This is a genomic window from Aurantimonas endophytica, assembly GCF_014196845.1.
Taxonomy (GTDB): Bacteria; Pseudomonadota; Alphaproteobacteria; order Rhizobiales; family Rhizobiaceae; genus Aurantimonas; species Aurantimonas endophytica.
This window is the reverse complement of the sequence record NZ_JACIEM010000006.1, coordinates 302,890-316,887: the sequence shown is the minus strand read 5'-3', so window position 1 is coordinate 316,887 and position 13,998 is coordinate 302,890. Positions and strand designations below refer to the sequence as shown.

The window sequence follows — 13,998 nt, the reverse complement described above, 5'->3', positions numbered from 1 at the left end:
TTATGTCTTGCGTATGCGAGGGTGCCTCCTTAAAAAACCTCTTGCTTGAACCAAAACTCGAAATATCGGGCATTTGCGATGGATAACCGGCCGCGCCCCACTCGTTTCTGCGTGTTCGAACGCCTGCGTTCGGTGGGCCTTCGCCCGACACGGCAGCGCGTGGCGCTCTGCAACCTGATGTTCGGCGCCGGTGATCGTCATCTCTCGGCCGAGGAACTCTATGCCGAGGCGCACAAGGCCGGCGAGCCCGTATCCCTCGCCACGGTCTACAACACGCTGCACCAGTTCACCGATGCCGGCCTCGTGCGGCCGCTCTCGGCCGAGGGCCAGCGCACCTATTTCGACACCAACACCGACGATCATCACCATTTCTTCGTCGAAGACGACAATGCGATGATCGACATTCCCGACGGTAGCCTGCGTTTCGATCAGCTGCCGGAGCCGCCGGAAGGCATGGAGATCGTCAATGTCGACGTCGTTGTGCGGCTGCGTCGCAAGGCGTCGGCGGTCGCGGCCGAGCCGGTCCCGGCAGCCATTGCCGCCGACTGACGGACACTGACTATCAGACGCAGAAAAGGCCCGGTCGTCGAACGATCCGGGCCTTTTTCATGGGCGGGCGATTGATCTCGGGCGGCCGCGCCTACTGGAAGTTCTCGTCCGGGTAGACGCCCCAGATTTCCTGCTGCCGCACATAGCCGCTGCGGTCCATGACGGCGAGCTGGCACCAGCCCGAGGCGCATTCGCGCACCGGCGCGACGACCCCCGGCTCCAGCCGTGCGGTCAGCGGTGCATCCGTCGCCGGGTTGGCATGCACGTCGATCATCGTCGCCTTGCCCTTCAGCCAGGGGGCGGCGATCGAGGTACGCTCGCCCGACAGCAGCGAATGGTAGACCCAGCCTTCGGTACCTTCGGAATCGCGGATCCGCCGCCAGAGCTCGTATTCCTGGACCACCTCCACCGGCAGGCCGGGCTTGAGATACAGCCAGCTGACCGGGTAGTCGCGGCCCGGGCCGATGCGCAGGTTCACCCGCGCCGACTTGAGGCTGACATAGCGCGGCAGCGGCAGCTTGGAGACCGGACCGACCTCGACGGCCAGCACCGGCGCCATGGGGGCGATCGTCCCGGTGGCGAGCACGGCCGCGCCGACCAGAGCGAGGAACGAACGGCGGAGAAAGGCGAAAACCATGACGATACTCCAGAGGATGGACCGGGAAGCCGCGCAGCTCTCGGGCCCTCCGCGCGGCGGGGCCGAGCCGGGCGCGGGAAACACTTTGTTTTCAGCGCTCCCGCTTGCTAGGAGGGGCGCTCGGCTCTCGGATCGATAATCGTCCGTTTCGGTTAACAACGTCTTGAGTTCAAAGGATCGTGGCCGATGACGACGCGCGAAAAACCGCTCGTGATCATCACGCGCAAGCTGCCGGCGCCGATCGAGGCGCGCATGTGCGAACTGTTCGACACGCGGCTCAACGAGACCGACCGGCCGCTCGAACAGCCCGAACTCGTCGCAGCCGTGCGCGAGGCGGACGTGCTGGTGCCGACCGTCACCGACCGCATCGACCGGGCGGTGATCGAGCAGGCGGGCCCGCGCCTCAAGCTGATCGCCAATTACGGCAATGGCGTCGACAATATCGACGTCGAGGCAGCGCTCGGCCGCAATCTCTTTGTCACCAACACGCCGAACGTCCTCAACGAGGACACCGCCGACATGACCATGGCGCTGATCCTGGCAGTGCCGCGCCGGCTGGTCGAGGGCGGCATGCGGCTCACATCCGGCGAGGGCTGGCCGGGCTGGTCGCCGACCTGGATGCTCGGGCGGCGGATCTGGGGCAAGAAGCTCGGCATTCTCGGCATGGGCCGGATCGGCACCGCGGTGGCGCGGCGCGCCAAGGCCTTCGGCCTCGAGATCCACTACCACAACCGCCGCCGCGTCAGCCCGAAGACCGAGGCCGAGCTCGGCGCCACCTACTGGGAGAGCCTCGACCAGATGCTCGCCCGCATGGACATCGTCTCGGTCAACTGCCCGTCGACGCCGGCGACGTTCCACCTCCTGTCGGCGCGGCGGCTGGCGCTGATCCAGCCGCATGCCTTCATCGTCAACACCGCCCGCGGCGAGATCATCAACGAGAAGGCGCTGGTCCGGCTCCTGGAGGAGAACCGCATCGCCGGCGCCGGCCTCGACGTGTTCGAGGAGGAGCCGGCGATCGACCGGCGGCTCCTGCGCCTCGCCGAGCAGCACCGGGTGGTGCTGCTGCCGCATCTCGGCTCGGCGACGATCGAGGCCCGCATCGACATGGGCGAGAAGGTGATCATCAACATCCGCACGCTGATGGACGGCCACCGTCCGCCCGACCGCATCCTCCCCGGCGGCTACTGACCGCCTGCGTCGACGTGCGCTCCCGGCGCTCGTGCCCGCCATCTTGCCTGACTTCCCGGCCTGTCGCAGACTGAGCGCAGCGACAAGAAGGCGGCCGCCGAAAGGCGGACCGTCGCGCTTCGGGAGGAATCATGAGCGAGACACTGGAACGGCCGGCGACGGTCGAGAGCGACGCGCGTGGCACGGTCACGGCGTGGCTGGCCGCCTTCGAGACGGCCCTGGCGAAAGGCGATGCGGAAGCGGCGGCGGCGATGTTCGCCCCTGTCAGCTTCTGGCGGGACCTCGTCACCTTCACCTGGAACATCCGCACGATGGAGGGGCCGGGCGAGGTGCGCGACATGCTGCGGGCGGTGCTCTCCGACGTGCAGCCCGGCCATTTCGCCGTCACCGGCGAGCCGAGCGAAGCGGGCGGCGTCACCGAGGCGTGGATCACCTTCGAGACGGCGGTGGCGCGCGGTAACGGCCTCTTACGCCTCAAGGACGGCAAGGCCTGGACGCTGCTGACGGCGATGACCGAGCTGAAGGGCTTCGAGGAGCCGCTTGCGGATCGCCGGCCGATGGGCGCCGAGCACGGCTCGGAGGCCGGCCGCAAGTCCTGGCTGGAGAAGCGCCAGCAGGAGGCGGCGGATCTCGGCTACGCGACGCAACCCTACGTGCTGATCGTCGGCGGCGGCCAGGGCGGCATCGCGCTGGGCGCCCGGCTGCGCCAGCTCGGCGTTCCCACGATCATCGTCGAGCGCAACGACCGGCCGGGCGATTCCTGGCGCAAGCGCTACAAGTCGCTCTGCCTGCACGATCCGGTCTGGTACGACCACCTGCCCTATCTCGAGTTCCCGAAGAACTGGCCGGTCTTCGCCCCGAAGGACAAGATCGGCGACTGGCTCGAGATGTACACGAAGATCATGGAGCTCAATTACTGGTCGCGCACGACCTGCAAGAGCGCCAGTTTCGACGAGACCAAGGGCGAGTGGACCGTCGTCGTCGACCGGGACGGCGAGGAAGTGACGCTTCACCCGAAACAGCTGGTGCTGGCGACCGGCATGTCGGGCAAGCCGAACATGCCGACGATCAAGGGCATGGAGCGCTTCAAGGGCGAGCATCACCACTCGTCGCAGCATCCCGGCCCCGACGCCTGGAAAGGCAAGAAGGCCGTCGTCATCGGGTCGAACAACTCCGCCCACGACATCTCTGCGGCGCTCTACGAGGCCGGCGCCGACGTCACCATGGTGCAGCGCTCGACGACGCATATCGTGAAGTCGGATTCGCTGATGGAGCACGGGCTCGGCTCGCTCTATTCCGAGCGCGCCGTCGCCAGCGGCATCGACACGGCGAAGGCCGACATGATCTTCGCCTCGCTCCCCTACCGGATTCTCCACGAGTTCCAGATCCCGATCTACGACAAGATCCGCGAGGTCGACGCCGACTTCTACGCGGCGCTGGAGAAGGCCGGCTTCATGCTGGACTACGGCGCCGACGATTCCGGCCTGTTCATGAAATATCTGCGCCGCGGCTCCGGCTACTACATCGATGTCGGCGCCTCGCAGCTCATCATCGACGGCAAGATCAAGCTGAAGAGCGGCGTCGAGATCGAGGAGATCACCGAGACCGGGGTGCGCTTCGTCGACGGCACGGAACTGCCCGCCGACCTCATCGTCTACGCCACCGGCTACGGCTCGATGAACGGCTGGGCGGCCGACCTGATCAGCCAGGAGGTTGCCGACAAGGTCGGCAAGGTCTGGGGCCTCGGCTCCGACACGCCGAAGGACCCCGGCCCCTGGGAGGGCGAGCAGCGCAACATGTGGAAGCCGACGCAGCAGCCGAACCTCTGGTTCCACGGCGGCAATCTCCACCAGTCGCGGCATTACTCGCTCTATCTGGCGCTGCAGCTGAAGGCGCGGGAGGCGGGTCTTGCCACGCAAGTGTACGGGCTGCAGGACGTGCATCACTCGGGCCGCTGACGCGAGGCGGGCCCGATACGTCCGCAACGGTCCCGATCGAACCTTTTCCGCTTCCGCGCGTTTGTAAGCCAGACAAACATCCAAAGGAGTACCGACCATGATCGGTTGGGCCATCACGTTCCTGGTTATCGCCCTCATCGCCGCCGTTCTCGGCTTCGGTGGCATCGCGGGCACCGCCGTCGGCATCGCGAAGATCATCTTCTTCGTCGCCATCGTGCTGTTCGTCCTGTCGCTGATCTTCGGCCGGTCGCGCCGCCCCTCGCTCTGAGGTCGGTCGACCGCTGACGAACTTCGCCTGAAGAAGGGCGGCATCGAGAGATGCCGCCCTTCTGGCATTTCGGGACGACGTCGATCCCCCCGCATGGCATGCTTCCTGCTTCGTGCAGACAGGGCCCTTTCGCGCCGTGGTTGCGGTGCGCCCTGAACAGCGGAGCATCGCCATGGCGCAGAATCCGGCAATTTCTACCAGCGGCCTGATCTACGGCCTCGACGACACGCCGCCGCCCGGCCCCAGCACCCTCGCCGCCATCCAGCATATCCTCGCCTCGGTGGTCGGCATCGTGACGCCCGCTCTGGTGATCGGCGGCGTGCTCGGCCTCGGCGAGCACATTCCCTATCTCGTCGCGATGTCGCTCTTCGTCTCGGGCGTCGCAACCTTCATCCAGTGCCGCCGCATCGGCCCGGTCGGATCCGGGCTCCTTAGCGTGCAGGGCACGAGCTTCGCCTTTCTCGGCGCGATCCTGGCAGCCGGCTTCGCCGTCAAGGCGCGCGGCGGCACGCCCGAGGACATGCTGGCGATGATCTTCGGGCTTTGCCTCGTCGGCTGTCTCGTCGAGATCGTCCTCAGCCGCTTCGTCGAACGGCTCGGCCGGATCATCACGCCAACGGTGACCGGCATCGTCATCACCGTCATTGGGCTCAGCCTGGTCAAGGTCGGCTTCACCGACTTCGCCGGCGGCGCCAACGCCGGGGAAACGCTCGGCGACCCGGTCAACCTGCTGCTCGGCCTCGTGGTGATCGCGGCAATCCTGGTGCTCAGCTTCCACAAGCGGCCGATGGTGCGGATCTCGGCGATCATGGGCGGCCTCGTCTTCGGCTGCCTGGTCGCGGCACTGCTCGGCCGGATCGATGTCTCGGCGTTCGGCACCGGGCCGTTCGTCGCCCTGCCGATTCCGTTCCGCTACGGGATCGACTTCGATCTCGGACTATTCGTGCCGATCGCGTTCCTCTATCTGATCACCGCCATCGAGACGACGGGCGACCTGACGGCCAACTCGGTGATCGCCGGCGAGCCGGTGAAGGGGCCGCTCTATATCAGCCGCATCAAGGGCGGCATCCTGGCGGACGGTATCAATTCCGGCCTCGCCGCGATCTTCAACACCTTCCCGAACACGACCTTCTCGCAGAACAATGGCGTCATCCAGATGACCGGCGTCGCCAGCCGGCATGTCGGCCTCTACATCGCCGCCATCCTGACCGTGCTCGGCTTCTTCCCGATCATCGGCAATTTGCTGCTCCTGGTGCCGAAGCCCGTGCTCGGCGGCGCGACGCTGGTCCTGTTCGGCACCATCGCCGTCGCCGGCATCCGGATCCTCGCGACGCAGGAGATCGACCGGCGCCGAGCCTACATCATGGCGGTTTCCTTCGGCCTCGGTCTCGGCGTGACGCTGGTGCCGGAGGCGACCCAGCAATTGCCGGATTTCGTACGCCAGGTCTTCGCCACCCCGATCACGCTCAGCGGGCTCACCGCTATTCTCCTGTCGCTGGCCCTGCCCGAACCGCAGCCGGAAAGCCCCCGCGCGGCGGTCGTCGCGCCGATGGAAAGCGAGCCGACGACCTGACGCCGCTCAGCCCTGCCGAGGGCGCCGGTAGCGGATCGTCTCGAAGCGCATGGTCAGGAGGTCGACCATCAGGAGCTTGCCGACGAGCGGCTCGCCGACGCCGCAGATCAGCTTGATCGCCTCGCTCGCCGCCAGCGTGCCGAGGACGCCGGTGGTGACGCCGAGGATGCCCGCCTCGGCGCAAGACGGCACCAGGCCCGCCGGCGGCGCCTCGGGGAAGAGGTCGCGATAGCTCGGGTTGGGTACGCCGTCCGCCGCCGCCGCGTAGGGCTTCAGCACGGTGAGCGAGCCCGAGAAGCGGTTCACCGCGGCGGTAACCAGCGGCCGCCCGGCAGCGGCACAGAGATCGGCCATGGCATAGCGGGTCTCGAAATTGTCCGAACCGTCGATGACGAGATCATAAGCAGCGACGATCGCCGCGCCGTTCTGCGGGTCGATGCGCAGGGCGTGCGGCACGATGGCGACATGCGGGTTGAGCGCGGCGACCGCATCGGTGGCGCTGTCGAGCTTGGAACGTCCGACATCCTCGGTCCGGTGCAGGACCTGGCGCTGCAGGTTGGAGAGCGAGACGGTGTCGTCGTCGACGATGCCGATCGTGCCGACGCCGGCGGCAGCGAGATACAGCACCACCGGCGAGCCGAGGCCGCCGGCGCCGATGACCAGCACACGGGCGCGCTTCAGAAGCTGCTGACCCGGACCGCCGACTTCCGGCAGGACGATGTGGCGGGCGTAGCGCTCCAGTTCGCGGTGGTCGAGCCTGGTCTCGTTCATCTCAGTCCTCCGCAACCGGCGAACCGGATGGCCGGATCGCCCCCGAATCGACCTCCAGCATCTGGGCGCGATCGGCGAGCGCGTCAAACAGGCTGGCATCGGTGCCGGTCATGAAGGCCTGGACGCCGAGATCGTCGATCAGGTCGAACAGAGCGGCGCGGCGGCCGGGATCGAGATGCGCGGCGATCTCGTCCAGCAGCAGCACCGGCGGCATGCCGGAGAGGGCGGTGACGAGCTTGGCGTGCGCCAGCACCAGGCCGATCAGCAGCGCCTTCTGCTCGCCGGTCGAGGCGAGGCCCGCCGGCATCGCCTTGGCGACATGGGTGACCGACAGCTCGGCCCGATGGGCGCCGAGCAGCGTCCGTCCGGCGCTGCGATCGAGACCGCGGCCGCTGCGCAGGCGGGCCCGCGCCTCGTCCTCCGCCTCGACCGCCGGCCGCGCGAAATCGATCTCGCCATAACCGGAGGCAAGGTCCAGCCCGGCTTTCGGAAACGGATTGGCGACATCGCTCTCGCCGATCATGCCGGCCAGAAGATCGACGAGCTCGGCCCGCGCCACCGCCATGGCGACGCCGAGCTCGGCCATCTGGGCCTCGAGCCCGGAGAGCCAGGAATCGTCCAGCCGCTCCTCCGACAACAGCCGGTTGCGCGAGCGCATGGCCCGCTCGTAGTCGCTCGCCCGCCGTCCGTGGGTCGGATCGACGGCCAGCACCATGCGGTCGAGAAAGCGCCGCCGGTCGCCGGCGGGGCCATTGAACAGCCCGTCCATCGACGGGGTCAGCCAGACGACGCGCAGCAGCTCGAGCAGTTCCTCGGCGTTGCGGGCATTGGTCTCGTCGATGCGGATGGAGCGGTTCGCCGCGCCCGCGGCGTCGGGGGTGACCTTGGTGAGGATATCGGTCTCGCCCGATGCCGAGATCACCGAGGCCGCGACGGAGAAGCCCCCGCCACCGCTTTGCCGGGCGATCTCCTGGTACGTCGCGCGGCGCAGGCCGCGGCCGGGCGATAGCAGCGATATCGCCTCGAGGAGGTTGGTCTTGCCGGCGCCGTTCGACCCGTGAAACACCACGAAGCGACGGTCGAATTCGAGTCGGAGGGTGCTGTAGTTGCGGAAATCGGCAAGCCGCAGCCGGCTCAGTCCGATCGGCGCGGCGGGCGCATCGGCCGGGACAGGCGGCGTGTCGTGCAGGGAGCTCGTGGCGTCAGACCCGCATCGGCATGAGGACATAGAGCGTCGCATCGTCGCCGCCGTCCCGGATCAGCGTCGGGGAGCCCGGATCGGCCAGCATGAACACCGCGTCGTCGCCCGAGAGCTGCCCGGTGATGTCGAGCAGATAGCGGGCGTTGAAGCCGATCTCGATGTCGTCGGAATCGTAGCCGACCGACAGCTCTTCGGTCGCCGTGCCGGAATCCGGCGAGTTGACGGTGAGCACCAGCTGCGAGTCGGTCAGCGCGAGCTTCACCGCCCGGCCGCGCTCGGAGGAAATCGTCGAGACGCGGTCGACGGCGGCGGAGAAGGTCTGCCGGTCGAGGGTCAGCGCCTTGTCGTTGTTCTGCGGAATCACCCGCTGGTAGTCCGGGAAGGTGCCGTCGATCAGCTTGGACGTCATCACCACCGCGCCGATGGTGAAGCGCATCTTGGCGTCGGAGAGCTCGACGCTGACCTCCTCGTCGGCGCCGATGTCGCCGAGCAGCTTCTGCAGCTCGCCCACGGTCTTGCGGGGCACGATGACGCCGGGCATGCCTTCCGAACCCGCCGGCGCCTTCATCTCGGCGCGGGCGAGCCGGTGACCGTCGGTGGCGACGGCCCGCAGCTTCAGGTCACCCTCGGATTCGATCGTGTGGAGGAAGATGCCGTTCAGATAATAGCGCGTCTCCTCGGTGGAGATCGCGAACTGCGTGCGCTCGATCAGCCGGGCGAGTTCACCCGCCTTGATGGTGAAGCCATGCGAGAGCGGCCCGGCGGTGATGTCGGGAAAGTCCGATTCCGGCAGGCACTGCAGGCGGAAATTCGAGCGGCCCGAGGAGACCGTCATCTGGGTGCCCTCGGCATTGGTCGCGAGCCGCACCTCGGCGCCGTCAGACAGCTTGCGGACGATGTCGTAGAGGAGATGCGCCGGGACGGTGGTCGCCCCCTCCTGCTCGCCGGTCGCCGTCGCGGTCTCGGTGATCTCGAGGTCGAGATCGGTCGCCTTCAGGCGCAGCCCGCCCGCCTCGGTCTTCAGCAGCACGTTCGACAGGATGGGAATCGTGTTGCGGCGCTCGACGACCCGGTGGACGTGAGCCAGCGACTTCAGGAGGTTCGACCGTTCGATGATGATACGCATGGACCGACGCCGTTTCATTCGGAAGACCGCCGGGGTTTTCCAGCGGCCTTTCCGGGTTCGAAGTTCTTAGAGACTGGCGGCCCGCTTGGGAAGGCTAAACCGCCAAAACACCCGCTGCGGCCGCGCTTCGGCGGCGGTTCGGGCTCACTCCTCGATCATGCGGCGGATGAGATCGAGCTCTTCGGAGAGCTTCTCGTCCTTCGAGCGCTCGCCCTCGATCTTGCGCACTGCGTGCAGGACGGTGGTGTGGTCCCGGCCGCCGAACCTGCGGCCGATCTCAGGGAGCGAGCGCGGGGTCATCGTCTTGGCGAGATACATGGCGATCTGCCGCGGCCGAACGATGGTGCGGGTGCGCCGCGCCGACAGAAGCTCGGTGCGCGGCACGTTGTAGTGGCGCGAGACGAATTTGAGGATGTCCTCGATGCGCACCCGGCGCTCGACATTGGCCCTGGTCAGCTGGTTGAGGAGATCGTCGAGATGTTCCGGCGACAGCGGCTGGCCGAGCGAGTGGCGAAAGGCGATCTGGTTGAACGCTCCCTCGAGGTCGCGGCCCGAGCCGGCGACGCGCTGGGCGATCGTCTCGATGACCCGCTCCGGCATGTCGAAGCTCGGATCCTCTGCGCGCATCGCCTTGACGCGGCTGTCGATGATCGCCCGGCGCATCGCGTAGTCCGGCGGCGCGAGTTCCAGCGTGATGCCGTTGGAGAGCCGCGAGCGGACCCGCGGATCAAGCGATTCCAGCTCCGAGGCCGGGCGGTCGGCGGCGCAGATCACCTGCTTTGCCGAATCGATGAGCGCGTTCAGCAGGTGGCAGAATTCCTGCTGGATCGACTTGCCCTGCAGGAACTGGGTGTCGTCGATGATCAGGATGTCGATGCCGCGCAGCGTCTCCTTCAGGTCGAGGGCGCGGTTGTCGCGGATCGCGGTGGCAAAGCGCCACATGAAATATTCGGCGGTCAGATAGACGACGCGCGGTCCGTCGTGGCGGCGCACGGCGGCATTGGCGATCGCCTGCAGCAGATGCGTCTTGCCGAGGCCGACGGCGGCATGGATGAACAGCGGGTTGAAGCGCACCGACTGCGGCCCGTTCTCGGCGATCGCCTTGGCGGCGGCGAGTGCGACGCGGTTCGAGGCACCCTCGACGAAATTGTCGAAGACATAGCGGGAATCGAGCGGCGAGCCGAAATCAGCTGCCGAACGCGGCGCCTCGACCACCCGCTCGATCCGTGCGGCTGCCTTCTCGCCGACGGCGACGGGCCGGATCTCCGCGGTGCTCAGCAACTCCTGCTGGCTGTGGCCGGCGACCCGCGGCTCGCGAATCGTCACGCCGCCGCCCCGCACGGCGCTGCGGATGGCGATCTCGACCTTCAGCGTCCCCGGGACCTCCTCGCGGAAGATCTCGGTGAGCAGATCGTGATAATGCGACTGGATCCAGCTGCGCAGGAACGCCGTCGGCACGGAGATCCGGCACACGCCCTTGCCAGCGGACTCGAGCTTCATGCGCTGGAACCAGCTGGAGAAGATGTCCGGGCCAAGCTGCGCCTTCAGGCGCGCATTGACCCGTTCGATGATCTCCGCCGAAACCTTCGCGCCGTCGTCCATACCTGCCCCGCCATTGCTATCGTTTCTTGTTGATCGGTCGCCCGCATAGGGCAGCCGTGGCGACGGCACGGCAGCGAACGCTGCGTGTGCCGGTCGCAGGCCTAGTTCTGCGACCATGGGAGCCCCTCCGCCTTCCAGCCTGCCTTGCGGCCCCGGTGCCCCTGCTCGTCGGGCGGTCCCTCGAAGCCGTTGAGCACGTTGAAGCAGTTCTCGTAGCCATATCCGGTCATCGCCACGGCGCCGGCGATCGAACGGACGCCCGACCGGCAGAGGAAATAGATCGGCGCCGACTTGCCGATCCCGGCCGCCTCGAGCCGTTCGGCAAGCTTCGGCGCGAAAGCCGGGTCGACACCCATGGATGGAAAGCTCTGCCATTCGGCAAGGACCACCGACTTGCCGATGGGCGCCAGCTGGGGAAGCCCGACATAGGTCCATTCGGCGCTGGTGCGCACATCGACCAGGACGGCATCTTCGGATTCCGACAATGCGGACCAGCAAGCCGACGCCGTGACGTCGCCTCTGTATCTTTCATCCATGCAAAACAACTCCCCGCCCCTGACCCCGTGGGGACAGAAGTTCTCAATGCTTAAATCGGCTTGGTGCGCTCAGAAACTACGTGATGCGTCGGATGACGTCAGCTCAGCTGAACCTGCGGGACGCTTCCCATCGCTGGAACCTTGGTGCGGCTCCATAAAACTTTGGAAAACACTGGTTGTCCCCGCACTTCGTCTTCTCCGCACTTGTGTCAGGCGGAAACTACGAAACGTGGCGGGATGCGGCAAGCGGAGTCTGGTCTGAATCGTAAGACGGGAGGATCGGCTGTGGCAGACTCGTCATCCGTGTGCCCGGCGAATGGGGCGCAAGGTGCTGACAGCCCTCAACTTACGCCTTCGTTCCGGGTCGACCGGCAGGGGACAAACATAAAAATCGCCCCGGTGGCGACCTTCCCGCTTGACTCAAGGACTCTCCGGTCTTCGCTTAGCCAGCTATTCGTAACTGTTCACTGACCTCTTACAAGCCACTGATTCCGAATGCAGTTTTCTGCGCGGACTTGAAGGGGCAGGAATCGGCGCGGGCCTTCGTGACAAGCCGATGACGTGGCAGGCAACCTGCCTTCAAAATGGGCCACGAATCAAAAAGCCCGGCGCGGGGCCGGGCGTTTCGAATGCGGAAGATGCAGCCAGAGCGGCGGCGATCAGGCCTCGGCGAGGCCCTTCACGCGGTGCGACAGGCGCGAGATCTTCCGGGAAGCGGTGTTCTTGTGGAAGATGCCCTTGGAGGTCGCGCGCATCATCTCGGGCTCCGCAACCTTAAAGGCGGAAACGGCAGCTTCCTTGTCGCCTGCGGCGATCGCCTCTTCGACCTTCCGCAGGAAGGTCCGCACGCGGCTGCGGCGGGCGGTATTGACGGCGGTCCGGCGCGCGATCTTGCGTGTCGCCTTCTTGGCCGAGGGGGTATTGGCCATCGTTCGTCTCTTTCTGTCTGTCGAATCAGCTTTTGGGTGGCGGCGCCGCTCGCGGCATCAGCCGCGCCGCAACGCAAAAAAACCGGCCACGTCTTCCGACGCCGCCGAATTAGGCGTCCTTATAGGTCGCTTCCCAGGCTCCGTCAATCGCCGACGCGGCGGAACGGCAGTTTGCCGGAGTCGTCCCGAGCAAGCGCCGCGCCATGTCCGCCGATCAGCCGCGGCCGCCGAAGACGCGACGCGGGTGGAACTGGCCCTGGTCGATCGAGCCGAGCGCGATCAGCCGCCCGTGACCGGTGGCGAAGGCTTCGTCGCAGGAGGCCGGGGCGTCGCGCCCGCGCAGCAGCACGGAATTGCCGGAAAGCACCCGTCCGGCCTGCTCCTCCGACAGCATCACCTCGTAGAGATCGGAAAGGGCAGCTTCCGGATTGATCAGATACTCGTCGAGCGGTGCGAAATCCACGACGCGCGCGGTCGCACCGGCTTCCACCGATTCCGCGTCGAGCGTCTCGCGGCCCTCGTCCGCCGCGGCCTCCAGATCGTCCAGCGTCACCATGTCGGCTTCCGTAAAGCCGCCGACCGAGACCCGCCGGAGATCGATCACGTGGCCGAAGCAGCCGAGGTCGCGGCCGAGGTCGCGGGCGATGGCGCGGACATAGGTGCCCTTGCCGCATTCGGCTTCGAAGATGGCGGTGTTGGCGTCAGGCAACGCCTGCAGTTCCAGCCGATGCACGGACACCGTCCGGGCGGCGATCTCGACGGTCTCGCCCTCGCGGGCAAGATCGTAGGCGCGCTCGCCGGCGATCTTGATGGCCGAGAAGGTCGGCGGCACCTGGCTGATCTCGCCGACATAGTCCTGCATCGCGAGCCGAATCTCCGCCTCGCTGGGCCGCTGGTCGGAAGACTGGGCGACCGTCCCCTCGGTGTCGTCGGTGGTCGTCTCAGCGCCCCAGCGGACGGTGAAGCGATAGACCTTGCGCCCGTCCATGACGAAGGGGACCGTCTTGGTCGCGTCGCCGAAGGCGATCGGCAACATGCCGGAGGCGAGCGGATCGAGCGTGCCGGCATGGCCGGTCTTCTGCGCGAAATAGAGGCGCTTCAGCTTTGCCACCGCGTCCGTCGAGCCCATGCCCTTCGGCTTGTCGAGAATCACCCAGCCGTTGATCGGACGGCCCTTCGGCTTCTTGCCGCGACGCGCCATCAGTTCTTGTCCCCGTCATCGTCCTGGTCGTCGAGGTCGCGGGCGACCTCAGGCGACTTCAGGAGCGCGTCGATGCGCGCGAAATTGTCGAAGGAAGTGTCGGGCCGGAACCGCACCTCCGGCATGAACTTCATCTGCCGCAGCGCCGGCGTGATCCGGCCTCGGATGAATTTGGCGTGCTGGTTCAGCGCCGCGACATAAGGCTCGACATCGCTCTGGCCGAGCACCGTGACGTAGGCCGTGGCGAGCTTGAGGTCGGTCGACATGTCGACCTCGGTCACCGTGACGACGGCCGTCTCGAGCAGCGGCTCGCGGATCTCGCCCCGCTGCATGACCTCGGTCAGAGCGTGGCGGACCTTCTCGCCGACGCTGAGCCGCCGCTGGGAGTGTGCGGAGTGGGGCGAACGGGCCATACCGTATTGGAGTCCTTGCCTTGTCGCGGCGGGCATTGCGCCGAGC

Annotated in this window: 14 protein-coding genes; 5 read left to right on the top strand and 9 right to left on the bottom strand. The window is 66.9% G+C overall.

Annotation, left to right across the window (positions count from 1 at the left end):
- Window positions 1-78: 78 nt before the first annotated feature.
- Complete coding sequence (gene irrA / locus GGR03_RS21860; RefSeq protein WP_183210903.1) at window positions 79-549, top strand: iron response transcriptional regulator IrrA; 471 nt, start codon at window positions 79-81, stop codon at window positions 547-549.
- Window positions 550-640: 91 nt separating this feature from the next.
- On the opposite strand, the gene GGR03_RS21855 is transcribed toward irrA, so the two are convergent.
- Window positions 641-1,186, bottom strand: coding sequence for an SH3 domain-containing protein (locus tag GGR03_RS21855; RefSeq protein WP_183210902.1), 546 nt, complete (start codon window positions 1,184-1,186; stop codon window positions 641-643).
- Between the two features lie 186 nt (window positions 1,187-1,372).
- Here GGR03_RS21855 and GGR03_RS21850 point away from each other — a divergent pair, with 186 nt between their 5' ends.
- From GGR03_RS21850 to GGR03_RS21835, 4 genes are all read left to right on the top strand, one after another.
- Window positions 1,373-2,374: a 2-hydroxyacid dehydrogenase gene (locus GGR03_RS21850; protein WP_183210901.1), complete on the top strand. Its 1,002-nt coding sequence runs from the start codon at window positions 1,373-1,375 to the stop codon at window positions 2,372-2,374.
- A 131-nt stretch (window positions 2,375-2,505) separates the two neighbouring features.
- Window positions 2,506-4,332: a flavin-containing monooxygenase gene (locus tag GGR03_RS21845; RefSeq protein ID WP_183210900.1), complete on the top strand. Its 1,827-nt coding sequence runs from the start codon at window positions 2,506-2,508 to the stop codon at window positions 4,330-4,332.
- A 97-nt stretch (window positions 4,333-4,429) separates the two neighbouring features.
- Complete coding sequence (locus tag GGR03_RS21840) at window positions 4,430-4,600, top strand: DUF1328 domain-containing protein (RefSeq protein WP_183210899.1); 171 nt, start codon at window positions 4,430-4,432, stop codon at window positions 4,598-4,600.
- 172 nt (window positions 4,601-4,772) lie between these two features.
- Window positions 4,773-6,173 carry a uracil-xanthine permease family protein gene (locus GGR03_RS21835; RefSeq protein ID WP_183210898.1) on the top strand — a complete coding sequence of 467 codons (1,401 nt, stop codon included), beginning with the start codon at window positions 4,773-4,775 and terminating at the stop codon, window positions 6,171-6,173.
- A gap of 6 nt (window positions 6,174-6,179) precedes the next feature.
- Here the strand turns inward: GGR03_RS21835 and moeB are convergent, their stop codons facing one another.
- From moeB to rbfA, 8 genes are all read right to left on the bottom strand, one after another.
- Window positions 6,180-6,944: a molybdopterin-synthase adenylyltransferase MoeB gene (moeB, locus tag GGR03_RS21830; RefSeq protein WP_183210897.1), complete on the bottom strand. Its 765-nt coding sequence runs from the start codon at window positions 6,942-6,944 to the stop codon at window positions 6,180-6,182.
- A gap of 1 nt (window position 6,945) precedes the next feature.
- On the bottom strand, window positions 6,946-8,172 hold the full coding sequence (gene recF / locus GGR03_RS21825) for a DNA replication/repair protein RecF (protein WP_183210896.1): 1,227 nt from the start codon (window positions 8,170-8,172) through the stop codon (window positions 6,946-6,948).
- The gene (gene dnaN / locus GGR03_RS21820) at window positions 8,147-9,271 is read right to left on the bottom strand and encodes a DNA polymerase III subunit beta (RefSeq protein ID WP_183210895.1); all 1,125 of its coding nucleotides are present in this window, start codon (window positions 9,269-9,271) and stop codon (window positions 8,147-8,149) included. The genes recF and dnaN overlap by 26 nt, the downstream gene beginning before the upstream one ends.
- Window positions 9,272-9,415: 144 nt before the next feature.
- On the bottom strand, window positions 9,416-10,873 hold the full coding sequence (dnaA, locus tag GGR03_RS21815) for a chromosomal replication initiator protein DnaA (protein WP_183210894.1): 1,458 nt from the start codon (window positions 10,871-10,873) through the stop codon (window positions 9,416-9,418).
- A gap of 101 nt (window positions 10,874-10,974) precedes the next feature.
- Window positions 10,975-11,409 carry a rhodanese-like domain-containing protein gene (locus GGR03_RS21810; protein WP_183210893.1) on the bottom strand — a complete coding sequence of 145 codons (435 nt, stop codon included), beginning with the start codon at window positions 11,407-11,409 and terminating at the stop codon, window positions 10,975-10,977.
- A 659-nt stretch (window positions 11,410-12,068) separates the two neighbouring features.
- Complete coding sequence (gene rpsT, locus GGR03_RS21805; protein ID WP_183210892.1) at window positions 12,069-12,338, bottom strand: 30S ribosomal protein S20; 270 nt, start codon at window positions 12,336-12,338, stop codon at window positions 12,069-12,071.
- Window positions 12,339-12,552: 214 nt separating this feature from the next.
- Window positions 12,553-13,539: a tRNA pseudouridine(55) synthase TruB gene (gene truB, locus GGR03_RS21800; RefSeq protein ID WP_183210891.1), complete on the bottom strand. Its 987-nt coding sequence runs from the start codon at window positions 13,537-13,539 to the stop codon at window positions 12,553-12,555.
- Window positions 13,539-13,952, bottom strand: coding sequence for a 30S ribosome-binding factor RbfA (gene rbfA / locus GGR03_RS21795; RefSeq protein ID WP_183210890.1), 414 nt, complete (start codon window positions 13,950-13,952; stop codon window positions 13,539-13,541). The genes truB and rbfA overlap by 1 nt, the downstream gene beginning before the upstream one ends.
- Window positions 13,953-13,998 lie beyond the last annotated feature (46 nt).